14 protein-coding genes are annotated in these 15710 nt (G+C 66.3%); 11 read left to right on the plus strand and 3 right to left on the minus strand.

The features are described 5' to 3' along the window. The first annotated feature begins 35 nt into the window (after window positions 1-35). The gene (locus AB0C34_RS10515) at window positions 36-755 is read left to right on the plus strand and encodes a MerR family transcriptional regulator (RefSeq protein WP_357069648.1); all 720 of its coding nucleotides are present in this window, start codon (window positions 36-38) and stop codon (window positions 753-755) included. Window positions 756-858: 103 nt separating this feature from the next. Here the strand turns inward: AB0C34_RS10515 and AB0C34_RS10520 are convergent, their stop codons facing one another. Together AB0C34_RS10520 and AB0C34_RS10525 are read right to left on the minus strand one after the other, a co-directional pair. After that, window positions 859-1065 (minus strand): hypothetical protein, encoded by a 207-nt coding sequence (locus AB0C34_RS10520; protein WP_357069650.1) that lies wholly within the window; start codon window positions 1063-1065, stop codon window positions 859-861. A 180-nt stretch (window positions 1066-1245) separates the two neighbouring features. Then, window positions 1246-1503, minus strand: coding sequence for a hypothetical protein (locus tag AB0C34_RS10525; RefSeq protein ID WP_357069652.1), 258 nt, complete (start codon window positions 1501-1503; stop codon window positions 1246-1248). Between the two features lie 210 nt (window positions 1504-1713). On the opposite strand from AB0C34_RS10525, the gene AB0C34_RS10530 reads away from it, so the two are divergent. The 4 genes from AB0C34_RS10530 (at window position 1714) to AB0C34_RS10545 (ending at window position 6152) form a co-directional block, all read left to right on the plus strand. Beyond that, the gene (locus AB0C34_RS10530; RefSeq protein WP_357069654.1) at window positions 1714-2883 is read left to right on the plus strand and encodes a helix-turn-helix transcriptional regulator; all 1170 of its coding nucleotides are present in this window, start codon (window positions 1714-1716) and stop codon (window positions 2881-2883) included. 188 nt (window positions 2884-3071) lie between these two features. Beyond that, entirely contained in the window at window positions 3072-4076 is a 1005-nt protein-coding gene (locus AB0C34_RS10535) for an ABC transporter ATP-binding protein (RefSeq protein ID WP_357069656.1), read from the plus strand. Further along, the gene (locus AB0C34_RS10540; RefSeq protein WP_357069658.1) at window positions 4076-4837 is read left to right on the plus strand and encodes an ABC transporter permease; all 762 of its coding nucleotides are present in this window, start codon (window positions 4076-4078) and stop codon (window positions 4835-4837) included. Before AB0C34_RS10535 ends, AB0C34_RS10540 begins: the two co-directional genes overlap by 1 nt. 517 nt (window positions 4838-5354) lie before the next feature. Beyond that, a complete protein-coding gene (locus tag AB0C34_RS10545) occupies window positions 5355-6152 on the plus strand; it encodes an adenylate/guanylate cyclase domain-containing protein (RefSeq protein WP_357070133.1) in 798 nt (265 codons plus the stop codon). On the opposite strand, the gene AB0C34_RS10550 is transcribed toward AB0C34_RS10545, so the two are convergent. Then, window positions 6149-6316, minus strand: coding sequence for a hypothetical protein (locus AB0C34_RS10550; protein ID WP_357069659.1), 168 nt, complete (start codon window positions 6314-6316; stop codon window positions 6149-6151). The genes AB0C34_RS10545 and AB0C34_RS10550 overlap by 4 nt on opposite strands. Before the next feature lie 797 nt (window positions 6317-7113). Here AB0C34_RS10550 and AB0C34_RS10555 point away from each other — a divergent pair. The 6 genes from AB0C34_RS10555 to AB0C34_RS10580 all read left to right on the plus strand — a co-directional run bounded on the left by AB0C34_RS10555 (window position 7114) and on the right by AB0C34_RS10580 (window position 15706). Beyond that, on the plus strand, window positions 7114-8829 hold the full coding sequence (locus AB0C34_RS10555; protein WP_357069661.1) for an acyclic terpene utilization AtuA family protein: 1716 nt from the start codon (window positions 7114-7116) through the stop codon (window positions 8827-8829). A 70-nt stretch (window positions 8830-8899) separates the two neighbouring features. Next, complete coding sequence (locus AB0C34_RS10560; protein ID WP_357069663.1) at window positions 8900-10051, plus strand: acyl-CoA dehydrogenase family protein; 1152 nt, start codon at window positions 8900-8902, stop codon at window positions 10049-10051. Window positions 10052-10118: 67 nt separating this feature from the next. Continuing rightward, complete coding sequence (locus tag AB0C34_RS10565; RefSeq protein WP_357069665.1) at window positions 10119-11717, plus strand: carboxyl transferase domain-containing protein; 1599 nt, start codon at window positions 10119-10121, stop codon at window positions 11715-11717. Window positions 11718-11726: 9 nt separating this feature from the next. Further along, entirely contained in the window at window positions 11727-13757 is a 2031-nt protein-coding gene (locus tag AB0C34_RS10570; protein WP_357069667.1) for a biotin carboxylase N-terminal domain-containing protein, read from the plus strand. Then, window positions 13754-14914 (plus strand): acyl-CoA dehydrogenase family protein, encoded by a 1161-nt coding sequence (locus AB0C34_RS10575; RefSeq protein ID WP_357069669.1) that lies wholly within the window; start codon window positions 13754-13756, stop codon window positions 14912-14914. Before AB0C34_RS10570 ends, AB0C34_RS10575 begins: the two co-directional genes overlap by 4 nt. 12 nt (window positions 14915-14926) lie before the next feature. Beyond that, on the plus strand, window positions 14927-15706 hold the full coding sequence (locus AB0C34_RS10580) for an enoyl-CoA hydratase family protein (RefSeq protein ID WP_357069670.1): 780 nt from the start codon (window positions 14927-14929) through the stop codon (window positions 15704-15706). The last annotated feature ends 4 nt before the right edge of the window (window positions 15707-15710 follow it).

Consider the following 15710-nt stretch of genomic DNA (forward strand, 5'->3'; position numbering starts at 1 on the left):
TGGAGACTTCAGGCCAGATATCGAGGGATGAAAGGGTGTCAACTCTCAACTCATCGCTACGCACCGTCGATGTCGCGCGCGGTGTCGGATACTCCGTGCAGCAGGTACGCAACCTCGAGCGCGACGGTGTGTTGCCGCCGGCGCTGCGCACCCGCGCGGGCTACCGCCGGTACGGAGAGATTCACCTACGGTCCGCGCTGGCCTATCGAGCACTGGCCGCTGGCGTCGGTCCGCTCGCGGCCAAGCGGATCGTTCGCGCCGCGCATGAGCGCCCGATCGCACAGCTGCTCGCGCTCCTAGATGCGGCACACGCTGGGCTCGATCGCGAGCGTAGGGACCTCGCGCTGGCCAAACGGGCGGCCGAGGCGATCGCCGCCGAGCCGATCGACGACGTACGTCCATCGGACTCGATGGGCGTGTCCGAACTCGCCGCCGCACTCGGGGTGCGCGCGTCGACGTTGCGGCATTGGGACGCCGAGGGGCTGGTTGTTCCTGATCGGGTCGCCGCGCAAGGAACGCGACGCTACGCCCCCGCCCAGGTTCGGGACGCACGGATAGTCCACCAACTACGCAGCGCCGGATACCGCATCGACACCCTCCGGAGTTTGATGTCGAATCTGCCGCGCGGGCGCCGATCCGAAGACATCGACGCCGCGCTGACCGCGCGCGACGCGAGCATCACGGCTCGCTCCCATGCTCTTCTGGACTCCGCCGCGGCACTCAGCGCCGTGATCGTGCTTGTCGCTGCGACTTGACCATAATTCGGACTCGACACCGATCCGGCTCGGTCTCCGGCTCGGCCCTGGCTGCCGCGATGTTCTCATCCTGGGTGAGGCTCTCAGCACGATCGTCGGCAATCTACTGAGTGTCATCGGCTTTCCTCTCCGGTAGGCGCAGGGCGTCATGTACGCGTTGGAGCAGCTTCGGTGACTGGTCGGCACTGGTGTCGTCGAGTAGTTCGGCGGTTTCCTCGGGGCTGAGCGGCCAGCCATCTGCGCCGATGATCGATAGTGTGCCGTCGAAGTGGCTTTGGCTGATGCCGATGGGGTCGTTGTTATTCGGCATGGTCGGTCCTGTCCCCTGAGCCGGAGATGTAGGCGGATGCCAATAGGCATTGCAGGCAGGCCGAGCCGTGGTCGGCGCGTACGCCGGCGACGAAGTCAGCCTCGTTCAGTGATCGAAATATGCTCTCGCAGGGGAAGTTACGGTGGAAATGGTGCCACTGTTCAGTGTCAGCAAGGGTTATCATCGAGCCCTCGCAGGGACGAAATGTTTTGCGGCGATGAGGACGTCCATGGCGGCGCGTTTGGCCGCGCAATTGTCGGCATCGCAGTTGATGAGGTCCTGCATTACCTCGTGTGCCTGCTGCAGGCTGTAGAGCCCTTCGGGTCCGGCGTGGCAACCGCCGAGATGGTTCAAGGCGTATGGGAGGCCGACGAAGATCACCCAGTCCAAAAAGAATGTGGTCCCTACGACGATCAACAGTGTGACGTGTTCGGACATTTCGTACCCCCTGGTGCTCTGTGGTGTTGGTGGGCACCCGACGCCGGGGAAACCGAGAAGATCGGCCGCATCCCGGCGGCGGGCCTACATCACGTTCGCCGTTACTGGTGAGCGGGAGTGCCAGTCGAGTAACAGAACTCGGGTGACCTGGCGTGATTCGGTACCCTCGGGCGTGAACCAATGTGAACTCCCCAGCTACGGAGGTCCGCGGTGACGACGACCGGTGACCGTATCGCCAGCCTGCGCAAACTCGCTGGACTGAAACAGGTGCAACTCGCCCAGCGTGCCCAATACAGCGTGTCGATGGTGCGCGCGGTCGAGCAAAACCGGGAACCGGCCTCGCCGGGGTTCGTGGCTGCTGTTGCGTCGGCGCTCGGCGTCGAGTCTGAGCACCTGACCGGTGCGCCGTACTACGACCTCATGAACGAGGACGGCCCGCTCGAGGGCATCGCAGAACTGCGGGCCGTGATCGCCGAAGGCCCGTACGTGCGCGCGGTCGAACCGCTCTCACTCGCCGAACTCGCGGCCGAAATGGCAGCAATTGACCTCGCCTATCGCAACGACAAGGGGCGGGCTGCTCTGGCGCGGATTCCGGTTCTGATACGTCAACTGTATGGTGCGCTCCACGCCTCGGATAACGACCGCGGGAAGGTGTTCTCGCTGCTATGCGCTGCGCACGTGACCGCTGAACGGCTCTGCCGCCGGTTCGGATTCACCAACCTTGCCCCGTCCGTGCTGGACCGCCTCGAGTGGGCCGCCGCAGGCGCCGATGATCCGCTCTATGCGGCACAGGCCAAGATCAAGCGTGCTCGAATCCTTATGTATCACAACGCAAATGACGTTGGCCTACGGTTGGTCGAGCAAGGTATCGACATGATCGAGGGCGACGACGAAGCCGCGAACGCCGTACGCGGATACGGGCACCTGTGCGGCGCGATCGTCGCCGCCCGCGGTATCCGGCCCGACACCGCCGCCGACCACATCGACGCTGCGCGCGCCCTGACGCCGCCGATACGCCGTGAGTCGGACCTGTACGGCACGCTGTTCGGCCCTGGAAACGTCGGTATCCATGCATCGGCCGTCGCCCTCGAATCCGGCGACCCCGACCGCGCGGCCCGAGAAGGCTCGGCGCTGATCCTGCCGGTGGAGATCGCGCCACCGCGCGCCGGTCACCACTGGCAGGACGTTGCCCGCGCATGGGTGCTCGTCGGACAGCCGGATAAGGCCTTGCGCGCACTCGGTGCCGCTCGAGCTGTCGCACCGCAGCAGACCCGCCTACACCCATCAGTGCGCGAGACGCTGCACGCGATTGCAGCGGCCGAGCGGCGCCGGACGGACAGCCTCGCGAATTTCGCATCGTGGGTCGGGGTCACGTTGTAGCCCCTCGCTCGCGGGCATTGTGAGCACAATCCCCGTTCAAGGGCGTCCGTATGAGTGAAATCCCCAGTTCAAACACATGCATGTCCGGGCATGTACTCACCTCGATACTCGACGTCATCCTCGAGGATGACCGAACCCGGCACTTTGTAGGGACGCGCGCGGCGGCGTCATACGGAATGCTTGACAGCATGATCGAGCTGAAAGGCCTGACCAAGCATTACGGGCAGACCGTCGCGGTGCAGGATTTGAGCTTCACCGTTCGGCCAGGACAGGTGACCGGGTTCCTGGGCCCGAACGGTGCGGGTAAATCGACCACCATGCGGATGATCCTCGGACTGGACAAGCCCACTGCGGGCACCGCCCTGATCGACGGCAAGCCGTATCACAAACTGGACCATCCGCTTCGTGCCGTCGGTGCGCTGCTGGATGCCAAGTGGGTGCATCCGAACCGGTCGGCCCGTGCCCACCTGGAGTGGATGGCCGCCTCCAACGACATCGCCAAGTCCCGGGTGGAGGAGGTGTTGCGGCTGGTCGGCCTGTCCGAGGTGGCCGGCAAGGCCGCGGGCGGATTCTCTCTCGGTATGTCGCAGCGGCTCGGCTTGGCCGGTGCGCTGCTCGGCGACCCGCAGGTGCTGCTGTTCGACGAACCGGTCAACGGCCTCGACCCGGAAGGCATCCTCTGGATCCGCCGTTTTATGCAGCGACTGGCCGCCGAGGGCCGTACGGTGCTGGTCTCCAGCCACTTGCTCTCGGAGATGGCACAGACTGCCGAGCATCTGGTGGTGATCGGCCGCGGCAGGCTCATCTCGGACTCGACCACGCAGGAATTCATCGAGCGGGCTTCGGAGCAGTCGGTGCGGGTGCGCAGCCCGCAGCTCGACCAGCTGCGCAGCCTGCTCACCTCGAATGGGATGACCGTCCGCGAGGACGGCTCGGGCCAGGACGGCCCTGCGCTGGTGGTGGCGGGCGTGCTCAGTGACGCGGTCGGCAAGTTGGCGGGTGCGAACGACATCACGCTCTACGAGCTGGCCCCGCAGCGTGCCTCGCTGGAGGAGGCGTTCATGCGGATGACCGGCGGCGCCGTGCAGTACCACGGTGCGGACTTCGATCCGACCGGAGTGACGGGCCCGGCGGCGGCCGGCGGCACCGCACAAGACACCGCGCACTACACAGCGATGGGAGGTGCGCTCTGATGGGCGTGCTGGCTGCGGAACGAATCAAACTCACCTCGACCAGATCGCCGTGGTGGTGCTCGGCGATCGTCGTCGCCCTCGCACTCGGCATGGCCGCGCTGCTCGCCTCGGTGGCGCGGGCGTCCCATGGCGAGCAGGGCGCGTTCGATCTGACCATCTCGGCTGCCGCGACGGGAGTCAGCGGTTTCGGCGTCATGGTCCTGATGATCATGGCGGCACTCACCGTGACCAGCGAATACCGCTTCGGCATCATCCGAACGACCTTCCAGGCCACCCCGCATCGAGCCAAGGTGATCGCGACCAAGGCCGGGTTGGTCGGGGTATACGGCGCTGTGCTGACGATCGTCCTGGTGCTCCTCGCCTACCTGGTCGCCAAGGCGCTCGGTGGTCCAGCCGCGGGCGCGACCCTGGCCTTGTCGAGTTCGGCCGAGTGGCGTGAGGTCTACGGCACCGCGATCTATGCCTTCCTCTGCATCGTCCTCGCGGTCGGCGTCGGCGTGTTGGTGCGGCAGTCCGCCGCCGCGATCTCGCTGATCGTGCTGTGGCCGCTGCTCATCGAGACCCTGCTGGGGGCGTTCGGCAGTTTCGGCCGCAATGTGACCCCGTTCCTGCCGTTCGCCAACGCGAGCCACTTCTACAGTGCCGCCGAGACCACGGCCAACTGGCGTTGGGGGCCGTGGGGCAGCCTGCTGTATTTCGCCGTATTTGTCGCGATCGTGTTCGGTGTGGCGATTGTCTCAGTGAATCAGCGCGACGCCTAGCGCGCAGTTTCGGCGAGTGCCTTTCCTCGCCACTCGGGTTGCGGGCCGTCGACCTTGTCGGGAGGTTCGCGTGTCCCTTCGACCGGCCCGCCACTGCCCGGCGGACGGTGCGGCTATCGGCCCGGTGCGACCCCATCGCGCCGGGCCGATAGTGCTGTCACCGGGGTCGCGCTCGTGCACGGTCCTTGTGAACATCGAGGAAACTGTGTATCTCGTCGCTTCCACGGTCCGTGCCGGCCCCGTAGCATCGAGGCGGCAACTAGCTCGTTATCCACGCCGGGCCCGGTGATGTGCTCGCTGGAGTGTGCTCCGGAGGTGGCAGATGGCGATGATCGGTAGTCTGCCGACGTCAAGTCGGCTGAGATACGCTCGGGATGTGAGTGAAACACCTTCCGGTGGCGCGGAACCCGGGGTGGGGCCGGAAGGCAATGCTGACGATGGCAATGCTGATGTTCGGCCCGAGGTTGTTATTCCGTTGGCGCCGTCCGAAGAGTCCGATTCGCGCAGCCGTTCGCTCGTGGGTGTGCCGCGCGGCCAGCTCGCGGCGCTGCGGAACGCGGCAGGTCAGCGGACGGATCTGATCGGTGTATTACGTAAGGCCAGAGAACAATTGCCTGGTGACCCGGCGTTCGGTGACCCGCTGTCGGTGTCGGGTCCCGGCGGTGCGCGCGCGGTCGCACGGGCCGCGGACAAACTGGTGGGTGACACGCCGAGCGCGGCCCGCGAAATCGGTTTCGGTGCTTTGCAGGTGTGGCAGGCGATGCTGGAACGAGTCGGCCGCGGAAAAGGTAGCCAGGAGATAACTATCATGTTCACCGACCTGGTGGCCTTCTCCAGTTGGTCGCTGTCGGCGGGGGATGAGGCGACCCTCGAATTGCTGCGGCGGGTAGCCACGACCATCGAACCGCCGATCGCCGAGCGCGGCGGGCAAGTTGTCAAGCGCATGGGCGACGGTGTGATGGCGGTTTTCCCGTCCGCGGACCGGGCGGTGCGCGCCGCGGTGCGCGCCAAGCATAATTTGGCCGGCCTGCAGGTGCGCGGCTATCGGCCGGAAATGCGGATCGGCCTGCACACCGGCTCGCCACGCGAGATCGGCGGTGACTGGCTCGGCGTGGACGTGACGATCGCGGCTCGGGTCATGGAGGCGGGCGGCGACGGTAACACGATGGTGTCCGATGCGACGCTGCGTGCGTTGCGACCCGAGACGCTGGCGGATCTGGGTTTCGAGGTCAAGCCGTACCGCCGCGGTTTCTTCGCGGCTCCGCTCCATGGGGTGCCGTCGGACCTGCGCATATTCCGGCTGTCGGAGGGTTAACCGAGCCACCACGCGCAGGCGCCACCCGCCGCGAGAACGGCGCAGGCCGCGAGCGCGATGGCCAGCGGGCGGGCGGTCTTCCAGGTGGTGTAGGCGCCGCCGAGGAGGAAGCCGGCCAAGGCGAACAGAACGATCACAGTGACGTCGGTGGGCACCGTGCTCATCTTGCTCCATGTCCGCGCGCTCGCCGTGCCGTGGGTGGTCATCGCTGGTGGCGCTCGATGCGCAGGGTTCTGCGGGTCGGTTTCGTTCGCGAGTCTCGTTGTCGTCAGAAGGCATCTCGCGGAAGGTCATCCGATACGACCTGAGGGTGGTGCCGACGTGCCGGGCGAAGTGGTAGCGCGGGGTCTCGATCGATCCGAACCTGTTGTGTGGGCGATTCTTTCCACCGGGAAGTCGGTTGTCTCGCGTAGTTCCCCCTGTACGAGGTTGTCGCCGTATATCTCTGAGCACCGCTGGAGCAGGGAGGGCGCCTCGATGAGTTTCACTACCGTGGCAGGCCTCGGCGGCCTGGCATTCGTATCGGCGGCGGTCGTCATCAACCTCTGCTACGTGCGCGCTCGGCTGCCTCTTCTGATGTCGGCCCAGAGTGTGGATGCGGTCGAGGACCCCTTTTCCGGCGTCGGCGACGCGTTGAAGCGGCCTTCTGGCCCATGTAAGCCCGTCGATGACTCTCGTCGATGCCGCACTGGCCGTCGGTGTAGGCACGTTCATCCCACCCAGGTGTCGTTGCCACATCTAGGCTTCGTGCCGGTGTGCGCCTCATGCTCGGCCGTCGCGGTGTGCGTCGTTTGTCGCCCCAGCGATTAACAAGCACGCACGCTTGCTTTTTTCCGAACCGAGTGTGATGCTGGACGCGGAACGTGGACTCCTCGGGTGCGGCACGCGGCCGTGCCCCGCGGTTCGCCGCAAGGATTGCCAGGACGAATGTCCAGTCGCCGTACAGGAGGCATTCCCGCTGATGAGTATGCTCGCCGCCGACCCCGATGTCCTTCGGATCGGCAACTGTTCCGGCTTCTACGGTGATCGGTTCGGGGCCATGCGCGAGATGCTCGAGGGTGGCCGCCTCGACGTACTCACCGGTGACTATCTCGCCGAACTGACCATGCTGATCCTCGGTCGGGATCGGATGAAGGATCCGAGCCTGGGCTATGCCAAGTCCTTCGTCAAGCAGATCGAGGACTGCCTCGGGCTCGCCGTGGAACGCAACGTGCGGATAGTCGCGAACGCGGGTGGCCTCAATCCCGCCGGGTTGGCGGAGAAGCTGCGCGAAGTCGCGGCCGAACTCGGGGTGGACGCGACGATCGCGCATGTCGAGGGCGACGACCTGGTCGCGCGTGCGGGCGAACTCGGCTTCGGTGCGCCGCTGACCGCCAATGCCTACCTCGGCGCGTGGGGCATCGTCGAATGCCTGAACGCGGGCGCCGACATCGTGGTCACCGGCCGCGTCACCGACGCGTCGGTGGTCGTCGGTCCGGCTGCCGCGCACTTCGGCTGGGGCCGAGCCGATTACGACCGGTTGGCCGGCGCGGTCGTGGCGGGACACGTCATCGAATGCGGCACCCAGGCCACCGGCGGCAACTACGCCTTCTTCACCGAACTCGCCGATCTCGGCAGGCCGGGCTTTCCGATCGCCGAAATCCGCCGGGACGGCAGCAGTGTCATCACCAAGCACGAAGGCTCCGGCGGCGCGGTCACCATCGACACGGTCGCTGCCCAACTGATGTACGAGATCCAGGGCGCCCGCTACGCCGGACCCGACGTCACCTCCCGGCTGGACACCATCCAGCTCGACCGGGAAGGCTCGGATCGGGTACTGATCAGCGGCGTCACCGGGGAGGCGCCGCCACCGCGACTGAAGGTCTCCTTGAATACGCTCGGCGGCTTCCGCAACGAGATGGAGTTCATTCTCACCGGGCTGGATATCGAGGCGAAAGCCGAACTGGCGCAACGACAACTCGAAGCCTGGCTGCCGACCCGACCCGCCGAACTGACCTGGACTCTGGCCCGACTCGACCGGCCGGACGCCGACACCGAAGAACAGGCCAGCGCGTTGCTGCGCTGCGTGGTCCGCGATGCGGACCCGAACAAGGTCGGTCGCGCGTTCTCCAATGTCGCGGTGGAACTGGCACTGGCCAGCTATCCGGGATGCAGCTTCACCACCCTGCCCGGCAACGGATCTCCCTACGGCGTCTATACGCCAGGATTCGTCGATGCCACCGAGGTGGCGCACCTGGCGGTCCTGCCCGACGGCACGCGCGTGGCCGTCGCGCCGTCCACCGACTCGGTGGAACCGGCGGAGGTGACCGAGCCGCCGGCCCCGGAACCATTGCCGCCGAGCGTTACTCGTCGCGCGCCGCTCGGCGCGTTGGCGCTGGCCCGCAGCGGCGACAAAGGCGGCAACGCGAATATCGGCGTATGGGTGCGCACGGATGAGCAGTGGCGCTGGCTGGTGCATACGCTCACGGTGGATCGGGTCAAAGCGCTGCTTCCGGAGACGGCCGCGCTGACCGTCACCCGGCACGTCCTGCCCAACCTGCGGGCGCTGAATTTCATCATCGAAGGTTTGCTCGGTCAGGGCGTGGCCTACCAGGCCCGCTTCGATCCGCAGGCCAAGGGGCTCGGCGAATGGCTGCGGTCTCGACACCTCGACATTCCAGTGGAGCTCCTCTCATGATCGGTCAGGGCCCGGAGGCGGCAGCTCGCGTAACTACGCAGGGTCCCGGTCAGGAGAGGGAGGACACCAGATGACCACACCGTGGGAGACGCCGGAGCGCCGCGCATTGCGGTCCACGGTACGAGGTTTCGTGGAACGCGAGATCCTGCCGTATCTGGACGGCTGGGAGCGCGACGGTGCGATCCCGCGCGAGCTGCACAAGAAGGCCGGCGCCCTCGGCCTGCTCGGGGTGCAGTTCCCGGAATCCGCGGGTGGTTCCGGCGGTGACGCCGTCGACGCGATGATCGTGTGCGAGGAGATACACCAGGCCGGCGCGTCCGGTGGACTGTTCGCCTCGTTGTTCACCTGCGGGATCTCCGTGCCGCACCTGATCGCCGCTGGCGACGCCGAGGCGATCGAACGCTGGGTGAAGCCGACCCTGGCGGGGGAGATGATCGGCTCGCTGGCGATCACAGAGCCGGGCGGCGGCTCCGATGTCGGGCACCTGACCACCACCGCGCATCGCGAGGGCGAGCACTACATCGTCAACGGCGCCAAGACCTACATCACCTCCGGTGTGCGTGCGGACTACGTGGTCACGGCGGTACGCACCGGAGGACCGGGCTCCGGAGGCATCTCGCTGCTCGTGGTCGACAAGAACACTCCAGGCTTCACGGTCAGCCGCAAACTGGACAAGATGGGTTGGCTCGCCTCCGACACCGCCGAACTGTCCTATGTGGATGTGCGGGTGCCGGTGCAGAATCTGGTCGGCCAGGAGAACTCCGGCTTTCACCAGATCGCGGGCGCGTTCGTCAGTGAACGCGTCGGCCTCGCGGTGCAGGCGTATTCGAGCGCGCAGCGCTGCCTGGACCTGACCCTGCGGTGGGTACGCGACCGGGAGACCTTCGGCCGCCCGCTGATCAGCAGGCAGGCGGTGCAGAACACGGTCACCGAAATGGCGAGGCGGATCGATGTCGCCCGCGTCTACACCCGCGATGTGGTGCAGCGCAGCGTCGAAGGCGAGACCGACCTGATCGCCGAGGTGTGTTTCGCGAAGAACACCGCGGTCGAGGCGGGCGAGTGGGTGGCCAACCAGGCCGTTCAGCTTTTCGGCGGCCTCGGCTACATGCGTGAATCCGAGATCGAGCGACAGTACCGGGATATGCGCATTCTCGGGATCGGCGGCGGCACGACGGAAATCCTCACCGGACTGGCGGCGAGACGATTGGGGTACATCGCATGACCGGTCGAACCCGAAGCAAGCAGCTCGCACCACGCGGTGCTACCAGTCATGCGAAGAGGTACACAGCATGACAACTCTGCGCAGCACGTTGGACACCGCTTCGCCCGACTACGCGGCGGCAGCGGCGGCCATGACCGCCAAGCTCACCGAGGTCGAGGCCGAGTTCGCCAAGGCCATCGCGGGCGGCGGACCGGACAAGTTGGCGAGGCATCGAAAACGCGGAAAACTGACCGCACGCGAACGTGTCGAACTGCTCATCGACGAGGACTCCCCGTTCCTCGAGCTATGCCCGCTGGCGGGCTGGGGCAGCGAATTCCACGTCGGCGCGAGCACCATCGCCGGCATCGGCGTCGTGGCGGGCGTCGAATGCATGATCGTCGCGCCGGATCCGACCGTACGCGGCGGCACCTCGAACCCGTGGACACTGCGTAAGACACTGCGCATCAACGACATCGTGCGGGAGAACCGACTACCGGTGATCTCGCTGGTGGAGTCCGGCGGTGCGGACCTGCCGACACAGAAGGAGGTGTTCGTCCCCGGCGGTCGGATGTTCCGCGATCTGACCCAGGCGTCGGCGGCGGGGATTCCGACCATCGCGCTGGTGTTCGGCAACTCCACCGCGGGTGGGGCCTACATCCCGGGCATGTCCGATCATGTAGTGATGATCAAGGAACGCTCGAAGGTGTTCCTCGGTGGCCCGCCGCTGGTCAAGATGGCCACCGGCGAGGAGTCCGACGACGAATCCCTCGGCGGCGCCGACATGCACGCGCAGATCTCCGGACTCGCCGACTACTACGCGGTCGACGAGCAGGACGCGATCCGCATCGGTCGTGCCATCGTCAAGCGGCTCAACTGGCGCAAGCAGGGCCTCGCCCCGCGGGCCGAGGTCCTCGCGCCGCGCTACGACCCGGAGGATCTGCTCGGTATCGTGCCCGCGGATCTGAAGATCCCGTTCGACCCGCGTGAAGTGATCGCCCGCATCGTCGACGACTCGGACTTCGACGAGTTCAAACCGCGCTACGGCAGCAGCCTGGTCACCGGATGGGCGCAGCTGCACGGGTATCCGATCGGCATCCTGGCGAACGCGCGCGGCGTGCTGTTCTCCGAGGAGTCGCAGAAGGCCACCCAATTCATCCAACTGGCGAACAAAACCGATACGCCACTGCTGTTCCTGCACAATACGACCGGCTATATGGTCGGCAAGGAATATGAGCAGAAGGGCATCATCAAGCACGGCGCGATGATGATCAACGCCGTCTCCAACTCGAAGGTGCCGCACATTTCGGTGCTGATGGGCGCGTCCTACGGCGCCGGCCACTACGGCATGTGTGGTCGGGCCTACGATCCGCGGTTCGTCTTCGCCTGGCCCAGTGCGAAATCCGCGGTCATGGGCGGTGCCCAATTGGCCGGTGTCATCTCGATCGTGAGCAGGGCGGCCGCCGAGGCGAAGGGATTGCCCTTCGACGAGGAGGCCGATGCCGGCATGCGCGCCATGGTGGAGGCGCAGATCGAGGCCGAATCGCTGGCCATGTTCATGTCCGGACGGCTCTACGACGACGGCGTCATCGATCCGCGCGATACCCGCACCGTGTTGGGAATGTCCCTGTCGGCCATTCACAATGCCCCGATCAAGGGCGCCGACGGCTTCGGCGTCTTCCGAATGTGAGGCCGAGCCGTGTCCGACTACCCTCTCGCCCCGCTGATCACGAACGTCCTTGTCGCCAATCGCGGCGAGATCGCCCGCCGGGTGTTCGCCACGTGCCGACGTATGGGTCTGGGCACCGTCGCGGTCTATTCCGACGCGGACGCCGCCGCGCCGCATGTCGCCGACGCGGACGCCGCCGTGCGGCTGCCGGGTAACACGCCCGCCGACACCTACCTGCGCGGTGACCTGATCGTCGAGGCGGCACTGGCCACCGGAGCCGACGCCATCCACCCCGGATACGGATTTCTCTCCGAGAATGCCGAATTCGCCAAGGCGGTGCTCGACGCCGGGCTGGTCTGGATCGGCCCTCCGGTCCCGGCGATCGAGCAGATGGGCTCGAAGGTCGCCGCGAAGAAACTGATGGACGCCGCCGGCGTTCCGGTGCTCGCCGAACTGGATCCGGCCGAGGTCACCGCCGAGCAGTTGCCCGTGCTGATCAAGGCCTCCGCGGGTGGCGGAGGGCGCGGTATGCGAGTGGTGCGCAGTCTTGCCGAACTGACGCCGCAGATCGATGCCGCCCGGCGCGAGGCGGAATCCGCGTTCGGTGATCCGACGGTGTTCTGCGAGCGCTACCTCGAGACCGGCAGACATATCGAGGTCCAGGTGATGGCCGATACGCACGGCACCATCTGGGCGGTCGGCGAGCGCGAGTGCTCCATCCAGCGCCGCCACCAGAAGGTGATCGAGGAGGCTCCCGCGCCCCTGGTCGAGCGCACCGACGGCATGCGCGCGCGGCTGTTCGACGCGGCGCGGCTGGCGGCGGGCGCGATCGGCTACACCGGCGCGGGCACCGTGGAGTTCCTCGCCGACGAGCAGGGTGAGTTCTTCTTCCTGGAGATGAACACTCGTTTGCAGGTGGAGCATCCAGTTACCGAGTGCACCACCGGACTGGATCTGGTTCGGCTACAACTGGACGTCGCCAACGGCGCCGAGTTGCGCACCGAACCCCCCGAGATACGTGGCCACTCGATCGAGGCGCGGCTCTATGCCGAAGACCCGGCGCTCGATTGGCAGCCACAGAGTGGAACGCTGCACCGGATCGACATTCCCTCGGTGGCCACCGAGTTCGATCTGCTCGATCGTCCGGGCATCCGTCTGGATACCGGTGTGGTGGACGGTTCGGTTGTCGGAGTGAATTACGACCCGATGCTCGCCAAAGTCATCTCCTATGCCGAAACCCGCACTGAGGCAGCGCGATTGCTGGCCGGCGCGCTACAGCGGGCGAAGATCCACGGCCTGGTCACCAACCGGGATCTGCTGGTGCGGGTGTTGCGTCACCCTGCGTTCGCGGCCGGAGACACCGACACCGCGTTCTTCGTCACGCACGACCTGGACAGCCTCGCGGCACCGTGGGTATCCGAGTCCGACGAGGCGCTGTCGATCGTCGCCGCGGCGCTCGCGGACGCCGCCGCGAACCGCGGCAACGCCAGGGTCGGCGGTGGATTGCCCAGCGGCTGGCGGAATCTACCGGCGCAATCGCAGCGCAAGTCCTACCAGAGTCGCACCAGCGGGACGCATGAGATCGGCTACCGGTTCGGGCGAGCCGGCGTCACGGTGGACGGCCATCACGGTCTCGAACTCGTCGAGTCCGCGCCCGATCGCGTGGTGTTGGCCGTGTCCGGCGAACGCGGGCCGGTGCGACGGAGTTTCGAGGTCGCGCGCTACGGCGACCAGGTCTATGTCGACTCACCGCTGGGCCCGGTGGCGGTGCGCAGGCTGCCCAGGTTCAGCGATCCCGCCGATCAGGTGGCCACCGGATCGCTGCTCGCGCCAATGCCGGGCAGCGTGATCCGACTCGGCGCCGCAGTCGGCAGTTATGTCGAACGGGGCCAGCCCATCCTGTGGCTGGAGGCGATGAAGATGGAACACACCATCGCCGCGCCTGCCGCCGGTGTGCTCAGCGCGGTCAATGTCAGCGTCGGCCAGCAGGTCGACCTCGGCGCCGTCCTCGCGGTCGTCGAACCTGTCGAGGACAACGACGAAATACAGGAGTACCGATGAACTTCATCGAAACCGAAGAGCAGAAGGCGCTGCGGGCCGCGGTCGCGGCTCTGGCCGCGAAGTACAACTACCGCGACTATGTACTGCCCAAAGCGCGCAAGAACGAGCCGCTCGACGAACTATGGGACGAGGCAGGCAAACTCGGGTTCCTCGGGGTGAACTTGCCCGAAGAACACGGTGGCGGCGGAGCGGGGATGTACGAGCTTGCGCTGGTGATGGAGGAGCTGTCCGCGCAGGGCGCCGGCCTGCTGCTCATGGTGGTCTCACCAGCCATCTGCGGCACCATCATCACCAAGTACGGCACCGACGCGCAGAAGCGGGAATGGCTGCCCAAGCTCGCCGACGGTGCCAGCAAGATGGTTTTCGGCATCACCGAGCCGGATGCCGGCTCCAACTCGCACCAGATCACCACCACCGCCCGCCGCGATGGTGACGACTGGGTCCTCAACGGCCGCAAGATCTTCATCTCCGGCGTCGATCAGGCCGAAGCTGTGCTGATCGTGTCCCGCACCGAGGATCACAAGACCGGCAAATTGCAGCCCGCGTTGTTCATTGTGCCGACCGACGCCGAAGGCTTCACCAAGACGCCGCAGGAAATGGACATCATCGAACCGGACCATCAATACAGTTTGTTCCTCGATGATGTCCGGCTGCCGTCCACCGCATTGGTCGGCAAAGCGGACGCGGCGCTGATGCAGCTGTTCGCGGGCCTGAACCCAGAGCGCATCATGGGTGCTGCCATGGCCATCGGTATCGGTCGTTATGCCATCGACCGCGCCGTGGAATACGCCAAGGAGCGCGTCGTCTGGAAGACACCGATCGGTGCGCATCAAGGTATCGCACATCCGCTCGCACAGGTGAAGGTCGAACTGGAGCTGGCGAAACTGATGATGCAGAAGGCCGCGACGCTCTACGACGTCGGCGACGAGATGGGCGCCGCCGAGGCCGCCAATATGGCGAAATACGCTGCGGCGGAGGCCAGCATCAAGGCGATCGACCAGGCGATCCAGACGCACGGCGGCGCCGGACTCACCCGTGATGTCGGGCTCGCCGCCATGCTCGCCGCCGTGCGCATCGGTCGAATCGCCCCGGTCAGCAGGGAAATGGTGCTGAACTTCGTCGCGCAGTATTCGCTGGGCCTGCCGAAGTCGTACTGAGAAAGGCTGCCGATGACCGAAACGACAGGTCCGTTCGTCCACTATCAGGTGATGAATGGTGTCGCGACGCTGACGCTGGACTCGCCGCACAACCGCAACGCACTGTCGTCCAAGCTTGTGTCCGAGCTACTGCGCGGGCTCGACGACGCGACGGCCGACGACGCCGTGCGCACAATCGTGCTCGCGCACACCGGCACCACGTTCTGTGCGGGCGCGGACCTCTCCGAGGCGAGCGATGCCGATCCGGCCGTGGTTGCCGACGAGCGCACCATGGTCATGCTCGGGGTGCTGCGTAGGCTGGTGGAAACCCCGAAACCGGTGATCGCGCAGGTCGACGGCAACGTTCGCGCGGGAGGAATGGGGATCGTCGCGGCCTGCGATCTCGTGGTGGCCGGACCGAACAGCAGTTTCGCGCTCACCGAGGTGCGGATCGGATTGGCGCCGTTCATGATCTCACTGACATTGCTGCCCAAACTCGATCCGCGTGCGGCGAGCAGATATTACTTGACCGGCGAGAAGTTCGACGCCGCCGTGGCCGCCGACATCGGCCTGATCACCGAGACCAGCGACGACCCGGCGGCCGAGGTGGCGCGGTTGTGCGCGGAGTTGCGCAAGGGCTCGCCACAGGGGCTGGCCGAGGCCAAGCGTCTGGTGAACGCGGAGGTACTCGCCGGGTTCGACGCGTCGGCCGAGCATCTCGCGCGGCGTTCCGCGAGCTTTTTCGGCACCCCCGAGGTGCGCGAGGGCATGCTCGCCTTTTTGCAGCGTCGTTTGCCGAGCTGGGCAGAATAATCTT

The sequence above is a fragment of the Nocardia sp. NPDC049220 genome (genome assembly GCF_040647855.1).
Lineage (GTDB): Bacteria > Actinomycetota > Actinomycetes > Mycobacteriales > Mycobacteriaceae > Nocardia.